At 71.7% G+C, this 26,796-nt stretch carries 22 protein-coding genes; 10 read left to right on the top strand and 12 right to left on the bottom strand.

All coding sequences use genetic code 11. The annotated features are described in order from the left end of the window. Window positions 1-31: 31 nt before the first annotated feature. The 4 genes from IDM40_RS14615 (at window position 32) to IDM40_RS14600 (ending at window position 4,473) form a co-directional block, all read left to right on the top strand. Window positions 32-1,042, top strand: a complete 1,011-nt coding sequence (locus tag IDM40_RS14615) for a threonine aldolase family protein (protein ID WP_193122533.1) — start codon at window positions 32-34, stop codon at window positions 1,040-1,042. A gap of 56 nt (window positions 1,043-1,098) precedes the next feature. Then, window positions 1,099-1,854 (top strand): IclR family transcriptional regulator, encoded by a 756-nt coding sequence (locus IDM40_RS14610; RefSeq protein ID WP_193122532.1) that lies wholly within the window; start codon window positions 1,099-1,101, stop codon window positions 1,852-1,854. Between the two features lie 250 nt (window positions 1,855-2,104). Then, window positions 2,105-3,619, top strand: a complete 1,515-nt coding sequence (gene glpK, locus IDM40_RS14605) for a glycerol kinase GlpK (protein ID WP_193122531.1) — start codon at window positions 2,105-2,107, stop codon at window positions 3,617-3,619. A 101-nt stretch (window positions 3,620-3,720) separates the two neighbouring features. Then, complete coding sequence (locus IDM40_RS14600) at window positions 3,721-4,473, top strand: MIP/aquaporin family protein (protein WP_193122530.1); 753 nt, start codon at window positions 3,721-3,723, stop codon at window positions 4,471-4,473. 88 nt (window positions 4,474-4,561) lie between these two features. On the opposite strand, the gene IDM40_RS14595 is transcribed toward IDM40_RS14600, so the two are convergent. The 10 genes from IDM40_RS14595 to IDM40_RS14550 form a co-directional block, all read right to left on the bottom strand. Continuing rightward, window positions 4,562-4,765 (bottom strand): cold-shock protein, encoded by a 204-nt coding sequence (locus tag IDM40_RS14595; protein WP_193122529.1) that lies wholly within the window; start codon window positions 4,763-4,765, stop codon window positions 4,562-4,564. A 275-nt stretch (window positions 4,766-5,040) separates the two neighbouring features. Further along, the gene (locus IDM40_RS14590; RefSeq protein WP_193122528.1) at window positions 5,041-5,952 is read right to left on the bottom strand and encodes an ABC transporter ATP-binding protein; all 912 of its coding nucleotides are present in this window, start codon (window positions 5,950-5,952) and stop codon (window positions 5,041-5,043) included. Between the two features lies 1 nt (window position 5,953). After that, window positions 5,954-6,907 carry an ABC transporter ATP-binding protein gene (locus IDM40_RS14585; protein ID WP_193122527.1) on the bottom strand — a complete coding sequence of 318 codons (954 nt, stop codon included), beginning with the start codon at window positions 6,905-6,907 and terminating at the stop codon, window positions 5,954-5,956. Further along, window positions 6,907-7,746, bottom strand: coding sequence for an ABC transporter permease (locus IDM40_RS14580; RefSeq protein WP_193122526.1), 840 nt, complete (start codon window positions 7,744-7,746; stop codon window positions 6,907-6,909). The genes IDM40_RS14585 and IDM40_RS14580 overlap by 1 nt, the downstream gene beginning before the upstream one ends. Next, window positions 7,743-8,738, bottom strand: coding sequence for an ABC transporter permease (locus tag IDM40_RS14575; RefSeq protein ID WP_193122525.1), 996 nt, complete (start codon window positions 8,736-8,738; stop codon window positions 7,743-7,745). The genes IDM40_RS14580 and IDM40_RS14575 overlap by 4 nt, the downstream gene beginning before the upstream one ends. Before the next feature lie 41 nt (window positions 8,739-8,779). Continuing rightward, entirely contained in the window at window positions 8,780-10,474 is a 1,695-nt protein-coding gene (locus IDM40_RS14570; RefSeq protein ID WP_193122524.1) for an ABC transporter substrate-binding protein, read from the bottom strand. Window positions 10,475-10,683: 209 nt separating this feature from the next. Beyond that, the gene (locus IDM40_RS14565) at window positions 10,684-11,709 is read right to left on the bottom strand and encodes a LacI family DNA-binding transcriptional regulator (RefSeq protein ID WP_193122572.1); all 1,026 of its coding nucleotides are present in this window, start codon (window positions 11,707-11,709) and stop codon (window positions 10,684-10,686) included. 81 nt (window positions 11,710-11,790) lie between these two features. Continuing rightward, entirely contained in the window at window positions 11,791-12,675 is an 885-nt protein-coding gene (locus IDM40_RS14560) for an Fpg/Nei family DNA glycosylase (RefSeq protein WP_193122523.1), read from the bottom strand. Between the two features lie 90 nt (window positions 12,676-12,765). Beyond that, window positions 12,766-15,753: an ATP-binding protein gene (locus tag IDM40_RS14555; protein WP_193122522.1), complete on the bottom strand. Its 2,988-nt coding sequence runs from the start codon at window positions 15,751-15,753 to the stop codon at window positions 12,766-12,768. A gap of 155 nt (window positions 15,754-15,908) precedes the next feature. Beyond that, complete coding sequence (locus IDM40_RS14550) at window positions 15,909-17,513, bottom strand: PucR family transcriptional regulator (RefSeq protein ID WP_193122521.1); 1,605 nt, start codon at window positions 17,511-17,513, stop codon at window positions 15,909-15,911. 82 nt (window positions 17,514-17,595) lie between these two features. On the opposite strand from IDM40_RS14550, the gene IDM40_RS14545 reads away from it, so the two are divergent. Next, entirely contained in the window at window positions 17,596-18,888 is a 1,293-nt protein-coding gene (locus IDM40_RS14545; RefSeq protein ID WP_193122520.1) for an aspartate aminotransferase family protein, read from the top strand. Between the two features lie 37 nt (window positions 18,889-18,925). Further along, complete coding sequence (locus tag IDM40_RS14540; RefSeq protein ID WP_193122519.1) at window positions 18,926-20,434, top strand: CoA-acylating methylmalonate-semialdehyde dehydrogenase; 1,509 nt, start codon at window positions 18,926-18,928, stop codon at window positions 20,432-20,434. A gap of 730 nt (window positions 20,435-21,164) precedes the next feature. Here IDM40_RS14540 and IDM40_RS14535 read toward each other — a convergent pair. After that, window positions 21,165-21,974, bottom strand: a complete 810-nt coding sequence (locus tag IDM40_RS14535; RefSeq protein ID WP_193122518.1) for a carbon-nitrogen hydrolase family protein — start codon at window positions 21,972-21,974, stop codon at window positions 21,165-21,167. Window positions 21,975-22,118: 144 nt separating this feature from the next. Here IDM40_RS14535 and IDM40_RS14530 point away from each other — a divergent pair, with 144 nt between their 5' ends. The 4 genes from IDM40_RS14530 to IDM40_RS14515 all read left to right on the top strand — a co-directional run bounded on the left by IDM40_RS14530 (window position 22,119) and on the right by IDM40_RS14515 (window position 26,298). After that, window positions 22,119-22,793 carry a TetR/AcrR family transcriptional regulator gene (locus IDM40_RS14530; protein ID WP_193122517.1) on the top strand — a complete coding sequence of 225 codons (675 nt, stop codon included), beginning with the start codon at window positions 22,119-22,121 and terminating at the stop codon, window positions 22,791-22,793. Between the two features lie 18 nt (window positions 22,794-22,811). After that, window positions 22,812-23,753, top strand: coding sequence for an ABC transporter ATP-binding protein (locus IDM40_RS14525; RefSeq protein WP_407939973.1), 942 nt, complete (start codon window positions 22,812-22,814; stop codon window positions 23,751-23,753). Continuing rightward, window positions 23,750-25,348 (top strand): ABC transporter permease, encoded by a 1,599-nt coding sequence (locus IDM40_RS14520; protein ID WP_193122516.1) that lies wholly within the window; start codon window positions 23,750-23,752, stop codon window positions 25,346-25,348. The genes IDM40_RS14525 and IDM40_RS14520 overlap by 4 nt, the downstream gene beginning before the upstream one ends. 98 nt (window positions 25,349-25,446) lie before the next feature. After that, the gene (locus IDM40_RS14515; RefSeq protein ID WP_235997587.1) at window positions 25,447-26,298 is read left to right on the top strand and encodes an alpha/beta hydrolase; all 852 of its coding nucleotides are present in this window, start codon (window positions 25,447-25,449) and stop codon (window positions 26,296-26,298) included. A gap of 20 nt (window positions 26,299-26,318) precedes the next feature. Here the strand turns inward: IDM40_RS14515 and IDM40_RS14510 are convergent, their stop codons facing one another. Then, on the bottom strand, window positions 26,319-26,792 hold the full coding sequence (locus IDM40_RS14510) for a hypothetical protein (RefSeq protein ID WP_193122515.1): 474 nt from the start codon (window positions 26,790-26,792) through the stop codon (window positions 26,319-26,321). Window positions 26,793-26,796: the final 4 nt, after the last annotated feature.

The following is a 26,796-nucleotide window of genomic DNA, read 5'->3' as shown; positions in this document are numbered from 1 at the left end:
GCACCCACCGATCCACCGAGGAGCAGCCCCCGTGATCGACCTGCGCTCCGACACTCTGACCGCCCCCACCACGCGGATGCGCGAGGCGATGGCCGGGGCCGAGGTCGGCGACGACGTGTTCGGCGAGGACCCCACCGTCCGGGAACTCGAGGAGGAGGTCGCCGGCCTACTCGGGACCGAGGCGGCCGTCTACGTCCCGACGGGGCACATGGCCAACCAGCTGGGCCTGTTCGTGGCCTCCCGCAGCGGCGAGGAGGTCTGGGCGCACGAGAACCACCACCTCATCGGGGACGAGCAGGGCGCGGCCGCCGTGCTCTCGCGGGTGCTCCCCCGGCTGTACTCGGGTGACCCGTGGCCCTCCGACGCCCTGTTGGGGTCCTGGATCGCGGGCGCGCGCGAGGGGAACGTGCACCGCGCCGAACCCGCGCTCCTGTGGCTGGAGAACACCTTCAGCGGACAGGTGGTGCCCCTGGCCGAACAGGACCGCGCCACCGCCTTCGCCCACTCACACGGGATGCGCACGCACCTGGACGGAGCGCGGTTGTGGAACGCCGCCACGGCCCTGGGCGTCGGCCCAGCGCGGGTGGCGCAGGGGTTCGACTCGGTGTCGGTCTGTTTCTCCAAGGGGCTCGGCGCCCCGGTGGGTTCGGCCCTGGCCGGCGACGCCGAGACCGTGCTGCGGGCCCGTCGGGGGCGCAAGCTCCTGGGCGGGGGCATGCGCCAGGCCGGGATCGTGGCCGCGGGGGCGCTGCACGCGCTGCGCCACCACCGCGAACGCCTCGCCGAGGACCACGCGCACGCCGAGGCCCTCGCCGCGCGCATCGACGGGCTCCCCGGGATCCGGGCGAGCGCCCGCACGAACATGGTCCTGGTGAGCACGCCGGAGGGTCTGGGTGCCGCGTACGCGGAGGCCTTCGCCCGACACGGGGTCCGGGCCCTGGGGGGCGGCGACCGTGTGCGGATGGTGCTGCGCCAGGAGATCGGGGCCGAGGACGTCGACGCGGCGGCCCGTGCGATCGAGAAGGCCAGCGCCGATCTGTGATCCCGTAGTAACCTTTTCCGTGCGACACTGCCGCACAAGAGAGTGACGCAGCGCCAATGCCGGGACGCATCCAGTCCATCGAACGCGCCGCGGCCCTCCTGCGCCTCCTGTCCGGGGCGCCGCAGGGGCTGAGCCTCGGCGAGATCTCGCGTACCTCGGGCCTTCCGAAGGGGACCGCCCTGGGGATCCTGCGCACCCTGCAACACGTGGGTTTCGTCGAACAGGCGACCGAGACCGGCCACTACCGCCTGGGCGGGGGCCTGCTCAGCCTCGGCAGCCGCTACCTCGACGGCAACGAGCTCCGCACCAGGGCCCTGAACTGGGCCGACAGCCTGGCCTCGCTCAGCGGGGAGAGCGTGCGCATCGGCACCCTGCACGAACACCAGGTGCTCGTGGTCCACCACGTGTTCCGACCCGACTCCAGCCGCCAGACCCTGGACGTGGGCAGCCTCCTGCCCCTGCACGCCACGTCCCTGGGGCAGATCCTGTTGGCCTTCGACCCGATCGCCTCGACCCCCGACCTTCCGGCCTTCACACGTCACACCATCACCTCGCCGGACACCCTCGCCGAGCGCACGGAGGCGATCCGTGAGGCGGGATGGGCGTGGGAGGCCGACGAACTCGTCGAGGGCGAGATGTCGGTGTCGGCGCCGATCCAGGACCGCCGGGGGATCACGGTCGGCGCGATCGGGGTACGCGGTGCCGTCGAACGCCTCCGCGGTGACGACGACGGGCCCGACCGTGAGAAGGTCTCCTACGTGCGCGACGCCGCCCGGGCGATCTCCAGAGAGCTCGGGGCGACCCCGTTCTGAACGCGGCCTCCCGGTGACGACACACCGGCTCGTCCGACCCCGGGCGTTTCGGTGTCCGACGACCGACGATGGTCGGGTGCGGACCGTGTGTGATCCGCGTGACACGACTGCGTCACGTGGCCTTGACATGGGAACTGAACTGGGACGAAACTGACGCCACTCATACGTCAATGCCGTACAACGTTCGGGGACAACTGAAGAAATGCGCAGGCGTCCGCACCCCCATCGTCACACCTGAAGGCGAGCACCGATGAGTCAGCAGTACATCGCCGCGATCGACCAGGGCACCACGTCGAGCCGCTGCATTCTCTTCGACCGGGACGGACGCATCGTCTCCGTCGACCAACGTGAACACAGGCAGATCTTCCCCAAGCCGGGGTGGGTCGAGCACGACGCCAAGGAGCTGTGGACCAACGTCGAGGTCGTCCTCCAGAGGTCGCTCCAGAAGAGCGACATCACCCCCGACCAGGTCGCAGCCATCGGTATCACCAACCAGCGCGAGACCACGGTCGTCTGGGACAAGGAGACGGGCGAGCCGGTCTACAACGCCATCGTCTGGCAGGACACCCGCACGGACGACATCGTGCGCGAGCTCGCCGCCGACGAGGGCCAGGACCGCTTCCGCCACATCTGCGGGCTGCCGCTGGCCACCTACTTCTCCGGGCCCAAGATCCGGTGGCTCCTCGACAACGTCGACGGCCTGCGCGAGCGCGCCGAGCGTGGCGAGGTGCTGTTCGGCACGATCGACACCTGGATCATCTGGCAGCTGACCGGCAAGCACGTCACCGACGTGACCAACGCCAGCCGCACCATGCTCATGAACGTCCACACCCTCGAGTGGGACGACGTTGTGCTCGAGGCGCTGGGTGTGCCGCGCGCGATCCTGCCGGAGATCCGTTCCTCCTCCGAGGTCTACGGCGAGGCCCGCGGTTACCTGGCCGGGACCCCGGTCGCCTCGGCGCTGGGCGACCAGCACGCCGCCCTGTTCGGCCAGACCTGCTTCGACCCGGGCGACGTCAAGGGCACCTACGGCACCGGAACGTTCCTGGTGATGAACACCGGGACCGAGGCCATCCACTCCGAGAACGGCCTGCTCACGACGCTGGGTTACAAGCTCGGCGACGAGGACGCGGTCTACGCCCTCGAGGGCTCGGTCGCCGTGACCGGTTCGCTCGTGCAGTGGCTGCGCGACAACCTCGGCCTCATCTCCTCCGCGCCGGAGATCGAGACCCTGGCGCGCACCGTCGACGACAACGGCGGCTGTTACATCGTCCCGGCCTTCTCCGGCCTGTTCGCCCCGCACTGGCGCAGCGACGCCCGCGGTGTCATGGCCGGCCTGACCGGTTACGTCACCAAGGGCCACATCGCCCGCGCCGTGCTCGAGGCGACCGCGTGGCAGACCCGCGAGGTCGTCGACGCGATGAACGCCGACTCGCACATCGACCTGACCACGCTCAAGGTCGACGGCGGCATGACCGCGGACAACCTGCTCATGCAGATCCTGTCCGACGTGCTCGACGCCGAGGTGGTCCGCCCGATGGTCGCCGAGACCACGTGCCTGGGCGCCGCCTACGCCGCGGGGCTGGCCGTCGGGTACTGGCCCGACGTCGAGACGCTCCGCGCCAACTGGCACAAGGCGGCCGAGTGGAACCCGAAGATGGACTCCGCGAAGCGCGAGCACGAGTACCACAACTGGAAGAAGGCCGTTCGGCGCACGCTCGACTGGGTCGAGCACGAGGACGCCGACCACGGCGACAAGGTCTGATCCCCGCCCGGGCGCACCACGCGTGCGCCCGGGATCCATCCCCCGGAGCGCCATAGGGCGCCCCGACCCGACACACGGCCCCGCTCGGGGCGGAGGTCCCCATGGTGTATCTGGCAGAGTTCATCGGTACCACGATCCTGATCCTGCTCGGCGGCGGTGTCGTCGCCGGCGTCTCGTTGGCCAAGTCCAAGGCCAAGGAGGCGGGCTGGATCGTCGTCACGTTCGGCTGGGGCATGGGTGTGGCGATGGCCGCCTACGTGGTGGGTGCCATCAGCGGTGCCCACATCAACCCGGCCGTGACCATCGGTATGGCGAGCATCGGCGACTTCGAGTGGGCGCTGGTGCCCGGTTACATCGCCGCGCAGATGGCCGGTGCCTTCACCGGTGCGGTCATCGTCTACCTGGCCTACTTCGCGCACTGGAGCCAGACCGACGACCCCGACGCCAAGCTCGGGGTCTTCAGCACCGCCCCTGGCGTGCGCCGCCCGTTCGCCAACCTCGCCACCGAGGTCATCGCCACGGCCCTGCTGGTCCTGGGCCTCCTCGGCATCGGTGCGAACGAGGGCGCGGTCAGCGCCGAGGGCGGCGTCGAGCTGTCCCAGCTGTTCTCCAACGGCATCGCGCCGCTGCTGGCCGGTCTGCTGGTCTTCGCGATCGGTCTGTCGCTCGGTGGTCCCACCGGGTACGCGATCAACCCGGCCCGTGACCTGGGCCCGCGTATCGCCCACGCGCTGCTGCCCATCCCGGGCAAGGGCTCCTCGGACTGGGGCTACTCGTGGGTCCCGGTCGTCGGCCCGATCATCGGCGGTGTCATCGGCGCCTGGATCTGGAAGCTCACCGGCTTCGGCGGCTGAGCACCCACCGCACACACGAGAGCGCCCCCGGCGGGACCAAGGGTCCTACCGGGGGCGCTCCGAGTTCGCGCAGTAACGCGACGGCGTCTTAGATGCCGACGACGTTGTCCGCCTGCGGGCCACGCGAGCCCTGGACGATCTCGAACTCCACGCGCTGGTTCTCCTCGAGGTTACGGAAACCCGAACCCTGGATCGCGCTGTAGTGGACGAAGGCGTCCGGGCCGCCGTCGTCGGGGGAGATGAAGCCGAAGCCCTTCTCGCCGTTGAACCACTTCACAGTTCCCTGAGCCATGTTCTCTCCTTCAGCTCTTCGGGCGCGGGCGCGTCACTCACACCCGCCAATTGCCGCGAGCCGGCCCATAGCGAACCGCCCGCCGGTCAAAAAACTCCGCGGGCGTGTCACCAACTGCGAAATTCAACGACTAACAATCTCCTCAGAACCTACCACAGGGATCGGGGCGTGACCGGGCTTTGGGTGTGGGGACGCGCACGGTGGCACGGGGAATATCCGGGACCCCGTCCCGAACCGCTCTGAACAGCCCGGACGTACTTCCCGCGAGGGTCCGTTCAGCCCTGGTCGGCACCGACGAAATGCCCTTCCCCGACCTCGGTCATGGGCACCGGACCGTCCTCGTCGGCGGGCGCCGGCGGCACCACGGGATCGGGTCGTTCGCGGTCCAGATCGGCGTCGACCTCCGCCCAGGTCCGGTGGAGCCGGGGCACGCACGAGAGCAGGTGGCGGCTGTAGGGGTGGCGCGGGTCGGCGAAGACCGCCCGGGTGGGCCCCTTCTCCGCGACGGCGCCCTTGCGCAGGATCACCGTGGTGTCGCTGACGTAGGTGCCCAGGGACAGGTCGTGGGTGACGAAGAGGATGCCGAGGCCGCGCTCCTTGAGGTCGGCGAGCAGGTTGAGCACGTCGATGCGGGTGGAGGCGTCGAGCATGCTGATGACCTCGTCGGCCACGAGCAGGCGGATGTCCAGCAGGAGTGCGCGGGCGATGAGCAGGCGCTGCAGCTGGCCGCCGCTGAGCTGGTGCGGGTACTTGCCGAGCACGGCGTCGGGGTCCAGGCGCACGGTGCGCAGGGAGTCGGTCACCCGGTCGCGCCAGTCGGCGTCGGAGACCCCGGGAAAGTAGGAGGAGCGGATCATCGACAGGACCCGTTCAGCCTTGAAGATCGGGTTGAAACTGCTGAAGGGGTCCTGGAAGACCCCCTGCACCTTCCGGTGGTACTCCTTCTTCGCGCGGAACCCCTTGATCGCCGTGACATCGGCGCCCTCGAACGCGATGCGTCCGGAGGTGGGGCGCGTCAGGCCCAGGACCATCCGGCCGAGGGTGCTCTTGCCGCTGCCGCTCTCCCCGATGAGCGAGACGACCTCGCCCGGTTCCACGGTCAGGCCGACGTCGCGGACCGCGCGCAGGCGGCCGCCGCCGAAGGCCCCCACCCGGTAGACCTTGTGCACGTGGCTGAGTTCGAGCACGTCAGTGTCCTTCCGTCTTCCAGCACGCCGACCAGTGGCCGGGCGCGGTCTCCACGAGCGGGGGTCTCTCCGCGCACTTGTCGAAGGCCATCGGGCAGCGGTCCCGGAACCGGCATCCGGTGGGCGGGTCGAGCAGGCCGGGCGGGGTTCCGGGGATGCCCCGCAGGCGCTCCCCGGTGTCCTCGCCGGCCTCGGGCAGGGCCGACAGGAGCATCTGCGTGTAGGGGTGGCGGGGGTCGGAGACGACGTCGGCGGCGGGCCCCTTCTCGGCGACGTGCCCGGCGTACATCACCATGATCGTGTCGGCGAACTGGTGGACGAGCGCGACGTCGTGGGTCACGAACACCATGCTGCCGACGTGGCCCCGGTCGCGGAACTCCACGAGGGACTCGGCCACCGAACGCTGTGTGGACACGTCGAGCGCGGAGGTCACCTCGTCCGCGATGAGCAGGGACGGGTCCAGGAGCGTGGAGACGACCATGACCACCCGCTGTTTCATGCCGCCGGAGAGCTCGATGGGGAACCGGCGCAGCACGTCGGTGCCGAGGCCCACCAGTTCCAGGCGGCGCCGGAGCTCGTCGGCGCGGTCGGCGGGCCGCACGCCCCGGGAGCGCAGGAGCTCGTCGATCATCCTGCCGATGCGGCGGGTGGGGTTGAGGGCGCTCATCGCGTACTGGGGGATGAGCGAGATCTCGTGGTACCGGAGCGGGACCATCGCCGCGTCGTCGCCGATGGGCACGTCGCGGCCGTTGAGCTCGATACTGCCGGCGATGTGGTGCATGCGGTGGTCGAGCCGGATCAGGCTCTTGCCTAGGGTGGACTTCCCGCAGCCGGACTCCCCCACCAGTCCCATGATCTCGCCGTCCCCGAGGGAGAACGTGACCCCGTCGAGGGCCTGCACGTCCCCGCGCAGGGTGCGGTAGTGGACCTTCAGACCGTTCACGCGCAGGCTCATCACAGCTCCCGCAGTTTGGGGTTGAAGACCTCGTCCAACCCGACGTTGAGGATGTACATCGAGCCGACGACGGCGGTGATGGCCGCGCCCGGCGGGACGAACCACCACCACAGGCCCAGCTGCAGGGCGCTCCAGGCCACGGCGTTCTCCAGCATCAGGCCGAGTGAGACGCCGTCGGTGGGGCCGAGCCCGATGAAGTCCAGGCCGGCGGCGGTCAGCACCGCGCCGCCGAACAGCAGGATGAAGCTCATGACCAGGTAGGAGCTCATGTTCGGGGCGATCTCGGTGATGATCACCCGCCAGGTGCGTCGCCCGCTCAGGCGCGCCAGGTCGACGTACTCGCGGGTGGCCAGCGACAGGGTCTGCGCACGGACGGCGCGGGCGGCCCAGGGCCAGGTCGTGAGTCCGATGAAGACGGCCTGCACGACGAGGCCGCGGGCGTCGAGGTAGGCCACGGCGACGATGAGCACGACCAGGGCGGGGAGCACGAGCACGACGTTGGTGAGCATGGTGAGGATCTCGTCGACGATGCCGCCGCGGTACCCGGCGAGGAACCCGACGGCGGTGCCGATGGCGAAGGCGACGCCCCCGCCGAGCACCCCGATGAGGAAGGTCGAGCGGATCCCGTACACGAACTGCGCCCACACGTCCTGGCCGAACGTGGTGGTGCCGAGCCAGTACTGCGCGCTGGGCGGTTCGCTCTGCGGTCCGACGTACTGGTTGGGGCCGTGGTCGACGAAGAGCGGTCCGAGGAGGCCGAGCAGCAGGAAACCGAGCACGACCGACAGCCCGATGAGGAGCTTCGGGTTGCGCCGGGCGACGTGGAGGGTCTCGTTCATGAGGATGCTCCCGTCATCTGCACCCGGGTCCGGGGGTCGATGAAGACGTAGACGAGGTCGATGACGAAGTTCGCGACGAGCACCCCGATGACCACGAACAGGAAGACGCCCTGGAGCAGGAAGAAGTCGCGGTTGTTGAGGGAGTCCAGGACGAGGGTGCCCAGGCCCGGGTAGTTGAAGACGATCTCGGTGAGCAGGGCGCCGGTGATGATGGTGCCGAGCTGCACGGCGAGCCCGGTGATCTGTGGCAGGAGTGCGTTGCGGTACGCATACCGCCGCACGAGCTTGCGGGGTGCGCCGAGCGTGCGCAGGTAGGTGGCGTAGTCGGCCTCGAGCTCGTAGATGATCATGTTGCGCATGCCGATCGCCCACCCGCCGAGCGCGACCACGAACATCGACAGGAACGGCAGGAACCAGTGGGTGACCAGGCTGGCCAGGAACTCGGCGTTCATCCCAGGGGTGAGCGCGTAACTGTGCCCGCCGGCGGTGGGGAAGATCCCGGCGACGATGCCGAGGCTCCAGGCCATGAGCAGCGCGAGCCACATGTACGGGGTCGCGGTGAGCACGTAGCCGATCGGCAGGATGCTGTTGTCGAGGACCTTGCTGCGGGCGGCGAACGCACCGAAGCGGTTGCCGACGATCCAGCTCAGCACGATCGCGGGGATCAGCAGCGCGAGGGTGTAGGGCACCGCGCGCAGGATGACGTCGACGACGGGTTCGGGGTAGAGCATCACACTGATGCCCAGGTCGCCGCGGAGCAGCCCGGACCAGAAGTTCAGGTACTGCTCGTGCAGCGGTGCGTCGAGCCCGAAGACCTCCTCGTAGTAGGCGGTCATGCGTTCGAGGGCGCCGGGGTCGCTGATCGAGCCCCGGTTGAGCATGCTCCGGACGGGGTCGCCGGGCATGAACCGCGGGATCATCCAGTTGATGGTGACCGCGACGGCGAAGGTGAGGGCGTAGACGAGGAGTTTGCGCCCCATGTAGCGCCACACGGGCTACCTCCGGTGATGGGGGTGGGCGGGGGTGCGCGGGGCTACCCTGCCGCGGGTTCGATCTCCGCGAGGGTCCTGATGGCGCCGAGTTCGAACCAGTCGCCCCACATCGTGGCGGGGTGGGCGGGGCCGTCGGCGTCGCTGGGCCAGTTGGTCCAGACGGCGTTGCTGGACTGCGACCAGAGGCCGTTGTACCAGAGGGGGATCGCCGGGTTCTCGGCCAGTTGGATCTCCTGCACCTCGGAGACGACCTCGGCGATCGCCTCGTGGTCCTCGGCGGGCACCTCGGCGAGGCTCTCCACCAGTTCCCAGGCCTCCTCGTTCTCGTGGCGCTGGAAGTTGGCGGTGGTCTGGTCCTCCCGCAGGGGCAGCTCGAAGAGGTACTCGTAGTAGGTCCACGGGGTGTTGCTGAGCTGCTGGTCGTTGTTGACGACGAGGTCGTAGTCGCCGCTGTTGCGGTTCTCGACGAGGAGCTGTTCGTCGGGGAACTCGGTGTCGAGGTCGATGCCGACGTCCTGGGCGTTGCCGGCGATGACCCGGGCGGCCTCCATCCAGTCGGTCCAGCCCGAGGGCACCTCGAGCGTGAGGCTGACGGGCTCGCCGTCGGGGTCCTCGACGAATCCGTCGCCGTCCTCGTCGGTGTAGCCGGCCTCCTCGAGGATCTCCTCGGCCCGCTCGGGGTCGTGGGTGAAGCCCTCCTCCTCGACGAGCTCGTGGTCGATGTAGTCGTCCCACTCGGGCAGGAGCCCGGTGGGGTTGGCGGGCTCGACCAGGTCGGAGTAGGGGCCCTCGACGATCTGCTGGACGTCGACCGAGTGGGCGAGGGCGTCGCGGAAGGCGGGGTCGTCGAGGGGTTCGCGCTCGTGGTTGGGGATCAGCCAGGCGGTGTTGGCGCTGCGCATGTACGGCGGTTCGTCGTAGAAGCTGGTGATCGCCTCGTCGCCGTCGAGGACCTGGTCGATGCCGGGCAGGAAGTTGTTGGACATGTCGACGTCGTGCTGTTGCAGCATGCCCATGGTGATCTCGTTCGAGGTGTTGACGATGTCGACCACGTAGCGCGGCTGCATCTCCAGGCCGAGCGCGTCGGTGCCCCACCAGTCGTCGTTGCGTTCCCACACCATGCGGTCGTCGGTGTTGGACTCGTGCAGGTAGGGGCCGGTGCCGACCGGTTCCTCGTTGGGGCTGTCGGTCAGCGCCTCTTCGTCCATGTCGGCCCAGACGTGCTCGGGCAGGACGGCTTCGCTGTAGGCCCAGTTCATCCACTCCTGGGGACGGTTGTCCTCGAAGGTGACGGTGACCTCGTGCTCGCCGGTGGCCTCGGCCGAGTCGATCATGGCGTGGATGTTGCTGTAGTGGACGGCGTCGTGTGCACCGAGCTCGAGGGTGGCCACGACGTCGTCGGCGGTGAAGGGTTCCCCGTCGCTCCACTCCACGCCCTCGCGCAGGGTGATGACGTGCACGTTCTCCTCGGGCCACTCGTCGCTCTCGGCGAGCCAGGGTTCGTACTCGTTCTCGTCGGGGTCGTAGTGGAACAGCGGCTCGTACACCAGGCCCTTGGTGCCGACGGCGAAGTTGCCGGGCATGAGGGGGTTCCAGTTCACGGGCGGGCCCCAGGCGGTGCCCGTGGTGTAGAGGGTCTCCTCGCGGGGGTAACCGCCCGAGTCCGTATCGCCCGAACAGGCGGTGGCGGTGAGGGCCAGGGCCACCAGTGCGGCCGGAAGCCGAGGGGATCTCATCGGACTCCTCCTTCCACCCGGCGGCTCGGGGGGTGTGGGGGTCCTCGCGACCCCGCACAGCTGGGAGCGCTCCCAACCGCGGGACGAGGGGGCCTTGCTGAACCGGGTAAGTGACGTCAACAACACCACGGTGGTTCGGAGGGCGTCAATCCCCGTGCCACCGCCTGTTACGCGCTTGTGACGCGGGTACCCGGGCGTGCGGACGGGCGTCAGGCCTCGGAGAGCGGGCCCGTGCTGTCGCGCGGCACCAGCTCGCCGCGGGCGCTCTCCTCGCTGTGCACCGGCTCCCCGGACACCAGGCGGGTGAGCATGCGTGCGAGACGGGCGCCGCTGTCCTCCACGTCGCGCGCCACCGCCGTGACGGAGGGGCGCACGAGCCGGCACAGGACCGAGTCGTCCCAGGCCACGATGGACAGCTGCGAAGGCACGGCGATCCCCATCTCCGCGGCCACACCGAGCCCGGCCACGGCCATGAGGTCGTTGTCGTAGAGCACCGCCGTGGGGCGGTCGCGGTGCGCCAACAGGCGCCGGGTCACCCGGGTCCCTCCGTCGCCGGTGTAGTCGGAGTGGACCGTCTCCGCGCTGTCCAGCCCGGCCTCGGCGGCCGCCTCGGTGAAGGCCGCGGTGCGCACCCCCGTGTGGCGGAAGTGCTCGGGGCCGGCCACCCGCACGACGTTCCGGTGGCCCAACGCGGCGAGGTAGTGCACGACCTCGTGCATCGCGGCGGCGTCGTCGGTCCACAGGCACGGGAGCCCCTCGGCACCACCGGAGCCGCCGCCCAGCACGACGGCGGGGAGCGGGAGTTCGCGCAGGAGGTCCGTGCGGTGGTCGTCCACACGCAGGTCGACCACCACGACCCCGTCGACGCGGCGCTCGGCGGCCCAGCGGCGGTAGGCGGCGGACTCGGCCTCCGGGTCGGCGGTGACCTGGAGGAGCAGGTCGGTCCCGGAACCGGTCAGCTCCGACTCCAGCCCCGAGACCAGGCGGGTGAAGAACGGTTCGGCGGCCAGGGCCCCGGCCGGGCGGTCGACCACGAGCCCCACGGCGCCGACCCTGCCGTTCGGGGACAGTGCGCGGGCGGGGCCGTTGGGGACCCAGCCCAGGTCGCGGGCGATGGCGAGGATGCGTTCGCGGGTGCGGTCGGAGACGCCCGGGCGTCCGTTGAGCGCGTAGGAGACGGCGCCCTTGGACACCCCGGCGGCCTTGGCGATGTCCACGATCGTCGGACGCCGCATGAGAGCCCCCACCAACCTCACCCCGTCCTGAACCGGTTCAGTCAATGGCTACGGATTGTACACACTGCTCTTCCTCCCGGGTCAGCGGGCGGGTTGGCACCCGGGGCACCAGTAGAGGGTGCGGCCGGCCAGCTCTGCGGCGGCGATCGGGGACGAGCAGACCCGGCAGGGGTCGCCGGTGCGGTAACAGACGTAGAGGGTGTCGGGCCTGGGCACCGGGTGGGCGTCGGGGTCGGGGCGGTGTTCGGGCCGGGTGGTGATGATGTAGCCGTCACGTACGCCGTCGCGCAGCAGCCCGCCGAGGTCCTGCCACAGGGCGTCCCACTGGTCGCGGGTGAGCTCGCGTCCGGGCGTCATCGGGTCGATCCCGGCCCGGAACAGGGACTCGGCCCGGTAGATGTTGCCGATGCCCGCCACGATGTCCTGGCGCATGAGCAGGGCGGCGACGGTGGTGCGCGACCGGCTCACCCGCGCCCACGCACGCTCGGGGTCGGCGTCGGCGCGCAGGGGGTCGGGGCCGAGCTTGTCCTGCACGGCGATTTTTTCGTCCTCGGTGACGACTTCGCAGGCCGAGGGGCCGCGCAGGTCGGCCCATCCCGAGGTGTTGACCATGCGGGCCCGCACGGCGCCGACGGGTGCGGGCGGCACGACAAAACCGTCGGGGTCGCGGTCCAGTTCGACGCTGGTGGCCCCGGCGGCGCGGGGTGCGCCCAGGTGGCGTTCCCCGTCGGCGTCGCCGAAGGTCCAGGCGCCGTAGAGGCCCAGGTGCACCCGCAACCAGGCTCCGGAGTCGAAGCCGAGGAACAGGTGTTTGCCGTGCGCCTCGCTCTCGGCCAGCACACGCCCGTCGACGAGCGCGGCGCCGTCGGCGAAGCGGCCCTGCGGGCTGGAGACTCGCACCGCTCCCCCGCCGAAGGTCTTGTCGAAGTGCGCCGCGAGTCGGTGCAGCGTGTGGCCCTCAGGCACCCGTTCTCCTCTCGTCCCGCCCCCGATCGCCCCGCCAGGGGCCGCATTCCGGGGGCATCCCAGGGTAAAGGGGGCGCCGGGGCGGGCCGGTCAGTGGGCGGAGAGGATCTCCGAGACGAGGGCGCGGCGGTCGGCCAGGCAGCGCCAGGCGGGCACGACCACGACGGGGTCGCCGCTGGTGCGGTTGAGGTGTTCGCCGCGGACCATGAGGTGGCGCAGGGCGGCGCCGTCCGGTTCGCGGTCGAGCAGCAGGCACAGGCGGCGGGCCCCGAAGCGCACCACGAGGTCGGCGCTCCAGACGTCGGGTTCCCGGCGCAGTGTCACGCGGGTGCCGGCGGCGCGCAGGGCGTCGGCGAGCGCGGTCAACGCAGTGTCGGGCACTACGGGCGTGCCGGTGCCGTCGGCGGCGAGCTCGCTCAGGGGCCCTTCCCCCGCGGCCCAGTGGTGGCGGTCGCCCACGACGACGAGGCGGCGCCGGGTGCGGGTGAGCACCGACGACCACAGGTGGGTGGTGCGGCGCACGCGGCGTTCGGCGATGCCCGGGGCGCCGTCGGCCAGGATCGGCGAGAGCACGGTGACGTCGGCGTCGTTCTCGTTCAGCAGGTCCGGCCCGCCCACCCGGATCTCGCGCCGGGCCGGGCGGCGCAGGAGCAGGCGGCGCAACAGGACGACCTGGGGCTGGGTGGGTGCGACGACGGTGAGCCCCTCCCCCGGCGGGAGTTCGGCGTCGATCTCGCTGACCACGACCGCGACCCGGTAGGCCTCCTCCCGGTTGACGTAGGAGGCCCCGGGCGCCGCCTCGCAGGTCCCGGGTGCGTCGCGCCACTCGAAGCACGGCCCGCCGTCCGGGTCCGGCGCGGTGCGGGAGGACAGGTACCCCCCGTAGCAGTGGCGGGAGGCGGTCCGGACGAGCCGCGTCGGGGCGCCGCCGTGCTCGGTCAGCCACACGGGCGACGGGGCGGCCCGGAGCCCTGCGGTCAGGGCCGAACCCTCGCCGTAGCGCAGGCCGTGTTCGTCGAGTTGGTCGCCGAGGACCCCGGCCACGGTGAGGGCGCGGCGTTCCTCCTCCGGTTCCAGAGCGGTGGCCGGACCCGGGTGTGTGGGGTCGCCGAGCACGACGGCGCGGGTGGCGCGGTAGAGCGCGGGCACCACCTCGGCCACGCGGGTGCGTTCGCCGCCCAGCACGATCACCAGGTCGAACAGCCCGGCACGCAGCGGGAGCGACCGCACGTGGTCGGTGCGGCAGGCCCAGGCGGGCAGGGTGTCCATGAGCGCGGAGAGCCCGGGCCAACCGTCCCCGCGGTGCCAGTTGAGGGTCTCCAACCGGTTCTCCACTGCGGCGCGGCCGCGGCGCAGGCGGGCCTCGGCGACGGTGGTCAGGCAGTCGGTCCCGGCCCGGCGGTGCTGGTCGAGGGCCTCGGTGAGCGCGGTGGAGAGTTCGCCGAGGGGCGCGCAGCGGGTGCGGCGGTCGACGGCCGAGCGCCACCGGCTCTCCAGCAGCGCCACTTCGCGCAGCTGGGTGAGGGACTCGGGATCGGTGCGCACCCCGAGTTCGCGGCGGATGAGGGTGCGGTGGCGGCGGGAGCGCAGCCCGCCGGCCTGGGCGCGGCGAGTGCGGTCGAGCCACAGGTCGGGGCCGCCGCGTTCGGGGGTGAAGAGCGCGTCGGGGTCCCAGCCGTTGTCGACGTGGCGGGCACGCTCTTCGGCCAGGTGGGCGAGTTCGTGGCCGCCGGAGGCCATGGTGTCCATCGCGTTCCACACCTCGCGGACCCGGTTCCACTCGGCGGTGAGGTCGCCCCAGCGGGAGCCGCCCTGCACGGGGGTGGCGCGCGGGCCGCGGTGTTCGGCGAGCAGCCGGGTGAGCAGGCGGGCCTCGGCTCCCCGGTGGGTTCCTTCCCCGACCCGGACGACGGGGTGGGCCGGATCGGTGTCGGTCCGGCGCAGGACACGGTCGAGTTCGGTGTCACTGTGCGCGCAGACGAGCACGCGCTGGCCGTGGGTGACGGCGGTGCGCACGAGCGCGTCCACCGCGGTGTCGTCGCCGGTCCCGGGCGGGGTGATGGCGACGGTGAGCTGCTCGCGCATGCCCGCGCGCACGAGGGAGTACTGGTCCTGGCCGAGCGGGGCGGCGTTGATGGGCACGGCGTCGCCGCCGAGGGGCTCCCCGTCATCGGTGGCCGGTGGGCCGACCAGGGCCTCCAGTGCGGTGCCGCTGACCCGGTCGGGGTCGAGGCCGTGGTCGGTGGTGTGGTCGAGGTCGTCGAGCAGGCCCGCGGTGCCGCCGGGGTCGCAGTCCCGGCCGATGGGGTCTTCCTCGGGGCCGGCCCGGAACAGGACCGCGGCGTTGTGTGCGCCGGCCGCGGACCCGCGTGGACCCCCGCGGGTCGCGGCGGGATCGATGTCGTCGACCCGTTCGATCTCCAGGCGGGACAGCAGGCTGCGCACCTTCGCGGCCAGGTCGCCGACGGCAGCGGGGCGGCGGGCGTCCCCGGGGCCCCCGCCGCGGAGGCGGGCACGGAGTTCGAAGAGGTCCTCGGGGTCGGTCAGGCCCAGGCGGGACAGGAGCGCGGCGTTGAGGTCGGGCGGGCCGACCGCGCGCAGGCGGGCGCCGGGTGCGTTGGAGCGCACGGCGGCCCCGGTCTCGTCAACGGTCCGGACGTCGACGGTCAGCAGCGGAAGGGCGGCGCGGTCGCGTCCCTCCCCGATGAGCACGAGCGGGTAGCCGTAGCGCAGCGACTGGCCGTACCGTCCGGCGCACCGGGCCACCCGCGCGGTGGCCGGGTCGGTCTCCAGGGCCTCGGCGGCGCCGCTGAACAGCGGTTCCGGTCCGGCCGGCAGGCACGCGCACACGTCGGTGTCGAGCTGGTCCTCGAACACGGCGTGGTGGTGGACGGCCTCGCGGCGCACGCAGGTGCGCAGGTAGGCCAGGAGCGAGCACACTCCGGTCCGGTCCACGGAGGGTTTCCAGCGCAGCGAGGCGGCGCCCACCCCGGAGCGCCCGGCCGGCATCGGCGGCCCCCCGGGTGCGGCGGTGGCGCCTTCGGCGATGGTGTCCTCGTCGTCCTGCAGTGACCGCACAGTCGCTCCCCCACACCCGACCGGGTGATCGGGTGATTACTCAAAGTCCGGATCCGCTCCATTGTCGTGGACGGTGCGGCCGGGGACCCGGGGAACGGGAAAACCGGTGCCCGCCATTTACGGGACGGGCCGGGGCGCGGTCGGGGAACTGCGGGTCAGGGGGCGTCGCGCAGGGCGTCCAGGGACCACAGCGCCACGTGCAGGGACAGGGAGGTCTCCACCGACTCCAGGTCCGCGTCCAGCACGTTGGCGATACGGCGCAGGCGGTCGTAGAACGCGGGGCGCGACAGGTGGGCGCGGGCGGCGGCGCGGGCCTTGTTCCGCCCGGAGTCGAGGTAGTGGCGGAGCATCTCGGTGAGGTCGCCGCCGTGCCGGTCGTCGTACTCCAGGAGCGGGCCGAGCTCGCGTTCGACGTAGGTCTGCAGGCGCTCGTCCTCGCGGAACAGGTGCAGGAGCCCGCGCAGGTGCAGGTCGGGCAGGCGGTAGAAGGGGCGGCGGTCGCTCTGGCGCAGGGCGACGTCGCCGACCTGGCGCGCTTCGAGGAAGGAGCGCCGGACCTCACGCACCCCTTCCGCGGTCGAGCCCACGGCCAGGACCGCGCTGCCGCCGAGCGTGCTGTGGACCCGGTCGGCGAGCATGTGGAGCGTGGCCTCGAGACGGCCGCGGTCGGGCAGGGCGAGCAGGATGCCCACGCGCAGGTCGTCGAGGGAACCGACCAGGGCGGACAGGCGCAGTTCGCGGCAGGCCCGGGCGGCGCCCTCGGCGGTGTCGGACAGGCGGGCCTCGGCGGCCAGGCCGGTCCCGCCCTCGCGCAGGCGCAGGACGAGGCCGACGAGTTCGCGTCCCTGCAGGGGCACCCCGACCGCGCGGGCGCGCACGAGGGCCTCCTCGGGGTCGGAGTAGGCGCGGTCGAGGATGCCGGCGATGATCGTGCGGTGGGTCTGGCGTTCCAGGCTCTCCTGGTGGCGTTCGAGCAGGCGCCCCAGGGCGAGGGTGGTGGCGGCGCGTTCGACGAGCATGCGGCGGCTGCGGGTGGGCGCGGCGCCGGCGACCAGCACCAGGCGGCCCCAGTCCTGCCCGCGGGCGCCCACGGTGGTGACCAGCCAGCCGCTGGAGGGCACGTGGACGGTGCGGCTGCCGGTGCGCACCGCCCGTGAGCGGCTCTCCCAGGAGGTCAACAGGGTTCCGGGGTCCTCGCCGTTGAGGTCGCAGGCCAGCACCTGGTGGCTGAGGTTCTCCAGCACCACGGGGCAGCCGGAGATGCGGGCGACCTCGGCGAGGATGCGCCCGCTGTCGGCGCCCTCGACCGAGAGCTGGGTGAAGACGGAGTGCAGGCGGTCGGACTCGCGCAGTTCCTCGAGCTGTTCGTTGACCACGCGCACGTGCACGGCCTCGGTGATCTCGACGAAGCGCGCCTCGCGGTCGAGCAGGACGACGGGGAGCCCGGCCGAGCGGGCCGCCTCGCGGAAGGCCTCGGGGAGCTCGGCGTGATACTTGCGGCCGAGTTCGACGGCGATGCCGCTGGCCCCGGCGGCGGCGAGGTCGTCGATGTAGCGGCGCAGGGCGTCGGGGTCGTCCGGCATGGCGATCCCGGTGCTGAGCACGAGTTCACCGCCGCGCAGCAGGTGGGCCAGGTCGGTGACCTCGGCGATGTGGACCCAGCGCACGGGGACGTCGAGGCGGTCGCGACCCACGACCACACGGGGCCGGGCACGTCGGAGGGCGGGAAGTTCGAGTACCTCGGCGAGGGTGGGTAGCACCTTTACAGGATGTAAATCCGCCCAGCATGTTGTCAACATGGTGGTTCTGGCCAAGGCGGGAAGGCCGGGCGAGACTGGGGCCATGTCGGAACTTCACTCGCGCCACCGCGCGGTCCTGCCCTCCTGGATGCCCCTCTACTACGAGTCGCCGCTGGAGATCACCGGCGGCAAGGGTTCGCGTGTCACCGACGCCGAAGGCAGCTCCTACCTGGACTTCTTCACCGGGATCGTGACCAACATGCTCGGCTACGACGTGGCCGAGGTACGCGAGGCGGTCGAGGCCCAGATCGCGACGGGGGTCGCGCACACCTCCACCCTCTACCTCATCCGCCACCAGGTCGAACTCGCCGAGCAGATCGCCGAGCTGTCGGGCATCCCCGACGCGAAGGTCTTCTTCACCAACTCCGGCACCGAGGCCAACGAGACCGCCCTGCTCCTGGCCACCCACGCGCGCGGCAGCGACGAGGTGCTGGCGCTGCGCGGGAGCTACCACGGGCGTTCCTTCGGCACGGTCGCGGTGACCGGGAACCGGGCGTGGAAGAACTCGTCGCTGTCGCCGCTGAACGTGCACTACCTGCACGGCACCGACCACGCCTCCCCCGCGTTCCGGCACATGTCCGACCGCGAGTACATCGACGCGTGCGTGGCCGATCTGCGTGACGTGCTCGCCACCGCGTCCCCGAAGGTCGCGTGCATGATCGCCGAGCCGGTGCAGGGGGTGAACGGGTTCCAGATGCCGCCGGACGGGCTCCTGGGCGCGTACAAGGAGGTCCTGGACGAGCACGGGATCCTCATGATCTCCGACGAGGTCCAGACCGGGTGGGGCCGCACCGGGACCGGGTTCTTCGGCATCGACAACCACGGCGTGACCCCGGACGCGATGACCTTCGCCAAGGGCCTGGGCAACGGGTTCGCGATCGGCGGCGTGGTCGCACGCGGCGACCTCATGGACGGCCTGCCGGCCCTGGGTGTGGCCACTTTCGGCGGGAACCCGGTCTCCACCGCCGCGGCCCGCGCGACCCTGAAGTACGTGCTCGACCACGACCTGCAGTCCAACGCACTGCGCCAGGGCACCACCCTGCTGGACGGGATCCTGGCCCTGCGCGAGCTGGACTCGGTCAAGGACGTGCGCGGCAAGGGCCTGATGTTCGCGATCGAGATGGCCGACCCCGCCACCGGCGCCCCCTCCCCCGCGCTGGCCGGGCAGGTGCTCGAGGCCGCGCGCGAGCGGGGGCTGCTGGTCGGCAAGGGCGGGCTCCAGGGCAACGTCCTGCGCATGGCCCCGCCGCTGACGCTGTCGGACGCCGACGCCGCCGAGGGCCGCGACATCCTCCTGGACGCCGTGCGCGCGGTCGACGCCGGCGCCGCGTCCTGAACCCCCATCACCCCACGTGAAGCGAGGACACCACACCATGGACAAGCACGTCACCCACTGGATCGGCGGGGCCCCGCAGGAGAGCGCGGACGGCCGCCGGGCACCGGTGTACAACCCTGCCTCGGGCCAGATCACCGGCGAGGTCGAGATGGCCGGACCCAAGGACGTCGACGCGGCGGTGGCGGCCGCGCGGGCCGCTTTCCCGGGTTGGCGCGACACCCCGCTGTCGCAGCGCGTCAAGACCCTCTTCCGCTTCCGTGAACTGCTGAACCGCGACCGGGAGAAGCTGGCCGCGGCCATCAGTTCCGAGCACGGCAAGGTCTTCTCCGACGCCCTGGGCGAGGTCGAGCGCGGCCTGGAGGTCGTCGACTTCGCCTGCGGGATCCCGCACCTGCTCAAGGGCGGGTTCTCCGAGAACGTCTCGCGCGGGGTGGACGCGTGGTCGGTGCACCAGCCGGTCGGGGTGGCGGTGGGCATCACGCCGTTCAACTTCCCGGCGATGGTGCCGCTGTGGATGTTCCCTGTGGCGATCGCGTGCGGGAACACGTTCGTGCTCAAGCCGAGCGAGAAGGACCCCTCGGCGTCGCTGCTGCTGGCCGGGTTGTGGGCCGAGGCGGGCCTGCCCGAGGGTGTGTTCAACGTGGTCCACGGCGACAAGACCGCGGTCGACGCGCTGCTCGAGCACCGGGACGTGGCCGCGGTGAGCTTCGTCGGTTCCACGCCCATCGCCCGGTACGTGTACCGCACCGCCGCCGACCACGGGAAGCGTGTGCAGGCGCTCGGCGGCGCGAAGAACCACATGGTCGTGCTGCCCGACGCCGACCTGGACCAGGCGGCGGACGCGGCGGTCTCGGCCGGGTTCGGGTCGGCCGGCGAGCGGTGCATGGCCATCTCCGCCGTCGCGGTCGTGGACTCGGTCGCCGACGAACTCGTGGCGCGCATCCGCGAAAGGGTCTCGCGCCTGTTGGTGGGGCCGGGCGACGACGACCGCAGCGAGATGGGGCCGCTCGTGACCCGCGAGCACCGCGACAAGGTCGCCTCGTACCTGGAGTCGGGGGTCGAGGAAGGCGCCACGCTGGCGGTGGACGGCCGGGTGCACCCGGTGCTGGGCGGGGCCACGGAGGGTTTCTGGCTGGGCCCGTCGCTGCTCGACCACGTCACGTCCTCGATGGCCTGCTACCGCGACGAGATCTTCGGTCCGGTCCTGAGCGTGGTGCGGGTGAGCGGTTACGAGGAGGCGCTGCAGCTCGTGGACGACAACCCCTACGGCAACGGCACGGCGGTCTTCACCAAGGACGGGGGCGCCGCGCGGCGTTTCCAGAACGAGGTGCAGGTGGGGATGGTAGGGATCAACGTCCCGATCCCGGTGCCGATGGCCTACTACTCGTTCGGGGGCTGGAAGCAGTCGCTGTTCGGCGACTCCCACGTGCACGGGACCGAGGGTGTGCACTTCTACACCAGGACCAAGGCGGTCACGGCCCGCTGGTCGGACCCGTCGAAGCGTCCGTCCGACGGTGTGGACCTGGGTTTTCCGACCAACGGGTGAGCCCTGCGCCGGAAAATCCGGCCGAATCTGCCTCACGGTGGGTCTGTGGCGCACCACACGCAGTATTGTTGTGGTCGTGCGCCCACGCGGGCGCCCCTCGGTCCATCCCGGAGAGGCACGCTCAATTCCCCTCCTCCCCATGGAAGCGGGTGTGCCCACAGCCGTGTCCCGGTCCCCGGCTCCCCCGGGGGCCGGGACACGGCCCTTCTTCCGCCCACTGCGGGCTGCGCCTCACACCGTCAACGCACGGCCGTGAGCGCGTGGCCCGCACGCGAGCGCGGGGCCAACCCCATGAGCTCGGCGCATTCGCCGCACCCCAGGACCCCGGCCCCGTCCGGCAGCGACCCCAGGACCGTTCGGGGCCGCGGCCACTGGACGTGGCACACGGCGCAGGCATCCCCCATGCACTGCGCCGCGCTCAACGTTTCCGGGTCGTAGACGTAGAGGTCTGTTGTACCGCCGGACCCCGTGTCCGGTTCGCACAACGTGCTCGTTCCGCGCAATGTCCCTGCTCCCCCCGTGGTTTAGGACAGTCTGGCGGGCCGATTACCACCGGCTCATTTTCGTTCAGGTGCACTCAGCACCTGGAAGGGTGTGGACCGATCCAAATCACTCCGTGCTTGGAAAGCATAACCCTTAGTAATGAACCCTGGGAAGCCCCTTGAGGCCAGGGAAAATACGCACTATTTGTCCGAATTTCCTCCCCGGGACTACCCGTTAATGCACGGATCTACCCGTTCGGGATCACCGAGAATCGGCGCATCTCCAGGGCCGGGTTCGTGACCCGAACCTCGTCGACCCTGCTGGCCGAAACCCGGGCGGTGCTCACCGCGAAGGTCTCCTCCCCCAGGGCGGAGACGGCGGTCCCCATGGGATCGATGACCATGCTGTTGCCCGCGCCCCTGGGCGCCGGCTGCCCGGCCGCGGCCACGTAGACGGTGTTCTCGATCGCGCGGGCCCGGGCCAGCGTGCGCCAGTGGTCCTCCTTGAGCGGGCCGGGCACCCACTGGGCGGCCAGGAGCAGGACGTGCACCCCGGCGTCGGCGATGCGCCGCGTCACCTCGGGAAAGCGCAGGTCGTAGCAGGTCTGCAGGCCGAAGGTGACGTCACCGACGGTGAAGGTCTCCGGCTCCTCGATGGCCCCGGGGGCGACCACCTCGGACTCGCGCACCCCGAAGGCGTCGTAGAGGTGGATCTTGCGGTAGAGCGCGACCCGCTCGCCCTGCGGGGAGAGCGCCACCAGGGTGTTGTTGAAGTGGGTGGCCTCCTCGCCCTTCTCCGCCTCGTTCACACCCAGGACCACGTGCACACCCTCGCGCCGGGCGGTCTCGGCAGCGGCTGAGACGAAGGGGCCGTCCAGGGGCTCGGCCGCCTCGACGTAGCGCCGGTCGGTGCGGGAGGCGGTGAACATGGCGTACTCGGGCAGGAGCACGACCTCGGCGCCCTCGGCCGCGGCACGCGCGGTCAACTGCGCCACCGAACGGGCGTTCTCGTCCTTGTCCTCGCCGGGGGCGAACTGCGCGACCGCTACCTGCGTCATCGGTGCCTCTCCTCGTCGGTGTCGGCGGCACCCGCGGGCCACCTCGACAGAGGGCACTCTCCCGGGGGCGCCGTGCCCCGAGTGTACGGCCGCGTCCGGCCACACCCTTGCCAGCAGCCTGAACATGCGTTTAATGTATTGAACATGAGTTCAGCATCGAGGGGCGACCTCACCACAAGGGCCCGCATCCGCGACGGTGCCGTGGAGTGCTTCGCACGCGAAGGGTTCTCGGTCTCGGTCCGCACCATCGCCGAGCACGCCGGCGTCTCCCCCGGCCTGGTCATCCACCACTTCGGGAGCAAGGCGCGGCTGCGCGAGGAGTGCGACACCCACGTGCGCGGCGTCATCACCGAGGTCAAGACCCAGACCGTCGAGGAGGCCTCCGGAGCGTTCATGCTCCAGCAGATGGCGGAGATCGAGCAGTACGGGCCCGTGCTCGGTTACGTGCTGCGCTCGCTGCAGTCCGGCGGGGTCCTGGCGGCCGACTTCTTCGAGCTGATGGTCGAGGACGTCGAACGCTTCATGGCCGTCGGGGTGGAGGCCGGGACCGTCGCGTCCAGCCGCGACCCCGCCGCCCGGGCCCGCTACCTGACCTCGAGCGCCCTCGGTTCGCTCATGCTGCACACGACCCTGCACCACACCGGCGCCGAACCCGACTTCGGTCAGGTGATGCAGGAGTGGATCGAGGCGTACATGCTCCCGGCGCTGGAGTCCTACACCGAGCCCGTGCTCCTCGACCGCACGCTCCTGGACACCTACGTCGCCCACGCCGGCGGAGGGGCCGGCGACGAGGGCGGCACCGGGACCGGCGACGACTGACGACCGAACGGAGTCACCATGTCCACAGCGATGACCGATCCGACCGCCGTCGACGTGCGCGGCGTCGACAAGAGCTTCGGCCGCTTCCGGGCCCTCGACGGGCTCGACCTCACCGTGCGCACCGGGCAGGTGGCCGGGTTCCTCGGCCCCAACGGCTCGGGCAAGTCCACGACCATCCGGATCCTGCTGGGCCTGCTGCGGGCCGACGCCGGGCGGGTGCGCCTGCTCGGCGGCGACCCCTGGCGCGACGCGGTGGCGCTGCACCGGCGGCTGGCCTACGTTCCGGGCGACGTGTCCCTGTGGCCCAACCTCAGCGGTGGACAGGCCGTCGACCTGCTCGGACGCCTGCGCGGCGGCCTGGACCGCGACCGGGTCCGCGCCTTCACCGAACGCTTCGAGCTCGACCCGTCCAAGAAGGCCCGCACCTACTCCAAGGGCAACCGGCAGAAGGTCGCGCTCGTGGCCGCGCTGGCGTCCCGGGCGGAACTGCTGATCCTGGACGAGCCGACCTCGGGCCTGGACCCGCTCATGGAGGCGGTCTTCACCGAGTGTGTGCTGGAGGCCAAGGCGGAGGGGCGCACGGTGCTGCTGTCCAGCCACATCCTGTCGGAGGTGGAGAAGCTGTGCGACACCGTCACCATCATCCGGCAGGGGCGCACGGTGGAGTCCGGAACCCTGGACGACCTGCGGCACCTGACCCGCTCGTCGGTGCGCGCGACCGTCGACGGCGATCCGGCCGGCCTGGCGGACGTGACCGGGGTGCACGACCTGACCGTGGACGGGGACCGGGTCACCCTCGACGCCGACCACGACCACCTCGACGGCGTCGTGCGGCACCTGTCCTCGCTGGGCGTGCGTTCCCTGGTGAGCAACCCGCCCTCGCTCGAGCAGCTGTTCATGCGCCACTACGGCGAGGCACCGGCCGGTGCCGGGAGCGGCCACGGGGGTGGGACCTCATGAACGCCTTCGCGGGAACCGGGAACCTGATCCGATTCGTCCTGCGCCGGGACCGCCTGCGCCTGTCGGTGTGGGTGATCGCGCTGGCGGCCACGGTCGCCGCGTCCGTGCCCGCCCTGGACGACATGTTCACCACCGACGCAGAGCGCCAGGGCCGGGCCGCGCTCATGGACACCCCGACCGGGATCGTCTTCGGCGGGCCCGGGTACGGCCTCGACGACTACCAGCTCGGCCCGATGCTGGTGAACGAGCTGACCATGACGCTGCTCATCGCGCTGGCGGTGTTCAACGTGCTGCACGTGGTGCGCCACACGCGGGCCGAGGAGGAGAGCGGCCGGGCCGAACTCCTGCGGGCGGCGCCCGTGGGCTCGGGCGCCCAACCGGCGTCGGCCCTGATCACCGCCGCGGCCGCGGACCTGCTCATCGGGGCGCTGATCTTCGCATCGATGGCCGGTTACGGGCTCGCGGCGGCCGACTCCTTCGCCTACGGGCTGGGGATCGGGCTGGCCGGGGTGGTCTTCGCCGCCGTGGCCGCGGTGTGCACACAGATCTCCGAGCACGGCCGGACCGCGGCGGGCACGGCCTTCCTGGTGGTCGGGGTGCTCTTCATGGCCCGTGTGGTCGGGGACGTCTCCGAGCCCGGCGGCAACGCGCTCTCGTGGCTGTCGCCGTTCGCGTGGGTGCAGCAGGCCAGGCCCTTCGACGGGCTCGAGTGGTGGCCGCTGGCGCTGTACCCGGCCGCCGCCGCGGTGCTGTTCGCCGTCGCCCACACCCTGGCGGGCCGGCGCGACCTCGGCGCGGGCCTGGTGGCCACCCGTCCGGGGCCGTCCGGTGCCGGGCCCTTGCTGCGCGGGATGTTCGCCCTGCACCTGCACCAGCAGCGCGGTGCGGTGCTCACGTGGTCGGCCGCGGTGTTCGTGCTCGCGCTGTCGTTCGGGACGCTCGCGCCGGAGGTGGAGTCGATGATCGATTCCAACCCGGACCTCGCGGTGATCCTGGGCGGCGACACCGACGACCTGGTCGGCGGTTTCCTCGGCACCATCGGGCTGTACGTGCTCATGGGCGCCGGCGCGTTCGGGGCGCTGTCGGTGCTGCGGACCCGCGCGGAGGAGAGCGCCGGGCGGGCCGAGATGGTGCTGGCCACCGCCGTGGGCCGCACGCGCTGGATGGGTACCGCGCTCCTGGTCGCCGCGGCGGCCACGGCGCTGGTCACGGTGGTCGGCGGCCTCGGCCTGGGGCTGGGCGCCGCGGTGACGCTGGAGGACGGCGGGTGGGCCGGGCGGATGGTCGAGGCTTCCCTGGCCGGGCTCCCGGCGGCGCTGGCCTTCGGGGCGCTCGTGGCGCTGCTGTTCGGCACGGTTCCGCGGTGGATCCCGCTCGTGTGGGTGTGGCTGGGTTACAGCGTGTTCGCGACCATGCTCGGGGCGCTGCTCGGGTTGCCCGACGCTGCCATGCGGGCGAGCGCGTTCGAGATCCTGCCCGCGCTCCCGATGGACGGTTTCGAGACGGCGCCGTTCCTGCTGTTCCTGGGGGCGGTGCTCGTGGCCGGGGCGGCGGGTCTGGCCGGGTTCGGACGCCGCGACCTGGTCACCGCCTAGGGACCGCCCGGCGGATGGGCGACCACCCGTCACCCGCCGCCGGGCCCCGGGCACGGGCGCTTACGGTGGCGGGGACGCCGTAGGAAAGGAGATCCCCCATGGACTCCCCCGAGACCTCCCGACCCCGACGTCGCATGCGCACCGTCATCGTCTCCGCGGCCGTGCTCGGCGGCGCGGCGGTGCTGCTGGGCGGCCTGGTGTGGGGCGGACAGCGCTCCGTCATCTACCTGCCCAGCGGGGGTGAACCGCCGCCCGCCGGGGACGTGGTGCAGGGCGCCGAGGACGTCGTGCTCCACACCGACGACGGCCTGGAGCTCGGCGGGTGGTACGTGCCCGCGGCCGGGCAGGACCGCGACGCGGCCGTCCTGGTCACCAACGGCAACGCGGGCAACCGGGAGAGCCGCGCTCCCCTGGCGCAGGCGTTGGCCCAGGAAGGGTTCTCCGTGCTCGTCTTCGACTACCGGGGTTTCGGCGGCAACGAGGGCGACCCCACCGAACCCGGGCTGACCGCCGACGCCCGCGCCGGCCTCGACCTGCTGCGCGAGCGCGGCCACGACGGCGACCGGATCCTGTACTGGGGCGAGAGCCTGGGCGCGGCCGTGGCCACCAACCTGGCCGTGGAGGAGCCGCCGGCAGGGCTGTTCCTCAGGTCGCCGTTCAGTTCCCTGGCGGACATGGCGGGGTCGCACTACCCGGTGGTGCCCGAGGCGATGCTGCGCGACGACTACCTCGTGCGGACGACCGTGGCCGACCTGCACCTTCCGGTGAGCGTGGCGATCGGGGAGAGCGACACGGTGGTGCCGGCCGAGCAGAGCCACGCGGTGGCCGAGGCCGCTCCGGACCTGGTCGAGGAGCTCGTGCTGCCGGACACCGGGCACAACGACCTGGCGATGGTGCACGGTCCTGAGGTCGTGGACGCGTTCGTGCGGCTGGCCGACGAGGTGCTCTGAAGGGCGCAGGGCGGCCCCGTTCAGGCGGGCAGTACCGACAGCGCCCAGGCCGGGGCGAGGACCACCACGAGGAACCGGGCGGTGCGGGTGAGGAAGGTGATGGTGCAGAACGCGACCGGTCCCATCCGCACCACCCCGGCCAGCACCGACACCACCATGAACGGCGGCACGCTCACCAGGGAGCTCACCGCGAGCAGGCCCATGCCCCAGACGGGGCGGGCCTCGGCGCGGGCCCGCCAGGTCTCGGCCCGGGCGGTCCACTTCCCGGGGGTGCGCGCCCGCCGTTTGAACCACGGGATCTCGAGCGACCCGCGGCCGACGTAGTAGTAGGGCAGTTTTCCCAGGGTCTGCCCCAGACCCGCGGCCACCGCCATCGCGACGAGGGCGCCGTCGTCCACGGCGACGACGGCGCCCACGAGGTACAGCTCGATGTTGATGAGCGGGACCAGACCGGACACCGTCGCCACGAGCAGGGCCAGTCCGGTCTCGATCACGGCG

This window comes from Nocardiopsis coralli, from assembly GCF_014892575.1.
GTDB lineage: Bacteria > Actinomycetota > Actinomycetes > Streptosporangiales > Streptosporangiaceae > Nocardiopsis > Nocardiopsis coralli.
The sequence above is the reverse complement of the archived record's forward strand: the minus strand, read 5'-3'. Positions and strand labels throughout refer to the sequence as shown.

What these genes read in the sequence shown, in the direction of transcription:
- IDM40_RS14525 (WP_407939973.1), top strand. Translation starts at nt 22,812, where the DNA reads ATGTCCACAGCGATGACCGATCCGACCGCCGTCGACGTGCGCGGCGTC.
- IDM40_RS14585 (WP_193122527.1), bottom strand. Translation starts at nt 6,907, where the DNA reads ATGAGCCTGCGCGTGAACGGTCTGAAGGTCCACTACCGCACCCTGCGC.
- glpK (WP_193122531.1), top strand. Translation starts at nt 2,105, where the DNA reads ATGAGTCAGCAGTACATCGCCGCGATCGACCAGGGCACCACGTCGAGC.
- IDM40_RS14570 (WP_193122524.1), bottom strand. Translation starts at nt 10,474, where the DNA reads ATGAGATCCCCTCGGCTTCCGGCCGCACTGGTGGCCCTGGCCCTCACC.
- IDM40_RS14610 (WP_193122532.1), top strand. Translation starts at nt 1,099, where the DNA reads ATGCCGGGACGCATCCAGTCCATCGAACGCGCCGCGGCCCTCCTGCGC.
- IDM40_RS14595 (WP_193122529.1), bottom strand. Translation starts at nt 4,765, where the DNA reads ATGGCTCAGGGAACTGTGAAGTGGTTCAACGGCGAGAAGGGCTTCGGC.
- IDM40_RS14545 (WP_193122520.1), top strand. Translation starts at nt 17,596, where the DNA reads ATGTCGGAACTTCACTCGCGCCACCGCGCGGTCCTGCCCTCCTGGATG.
- IDM40_RS14515 (WP_235997587.1), top strand. Translation starts at nt 25,447, where the DNA reads ATGGACTCCCCCGAGACCTCCCGACCCCGACGTCGCATGCGCACCGTC.
- IDM40_RS14565 (WP_193122572.1), bottom strand. Translation starts at nt 11,709, where the DNA reads ATGCGGCGTCCGACGATCGTGGACATCGCCAAGGCCGCCGGGGTGTCC.
- IDM40_RS14520 (WP_193122516.1), top strand. Translation starts at nt 23,750, where the DNA reads ATGAACGCCTTCGCGGGAACCGGGAACCTGATCCGATTCGTCCTGCGC.
- IDM40_RS14530 (WP_193122517.1), top strand. Translation starts at nt 22,119, where the DNA reads ATGAGTTCAGCATCGAGGGGCGACCTCACCACAAGGGCCCGCATCCGC.
- IDM40_RS14600 (WP_193122530.1), top strand. Translation starts at nt 3,721, where the DNA reads ATGGTGTATCTGGCAGAGTTCATCGGTACCACGATCCTGATCCTGCTC.
- IDM40_RS14535 (WP_193122518.1), bottom strand. Translation starts at nt 21,974, where the DNA reads ATGACGCAGGTAGCGGTCGCGCAGTTCGCCCCCGGCGAGGACAAGGAC.
- IDM40_RS14580 (WP_193122526.1), bottom strand. Translation starts at nt 7,746, where the DNA reads ATGAACGAGACCCTCCACGTCGCCCGGCGCAACCCGAAGCTCCTCATC.
- IDM40_RS14540 (WP_193122519.1), top strand. Translation starts at nt 18,926, where the DNA reads ATGGACAAGCACGTCACCCACTGGATCGGCGGGGCCCCGCAGGAGAGC.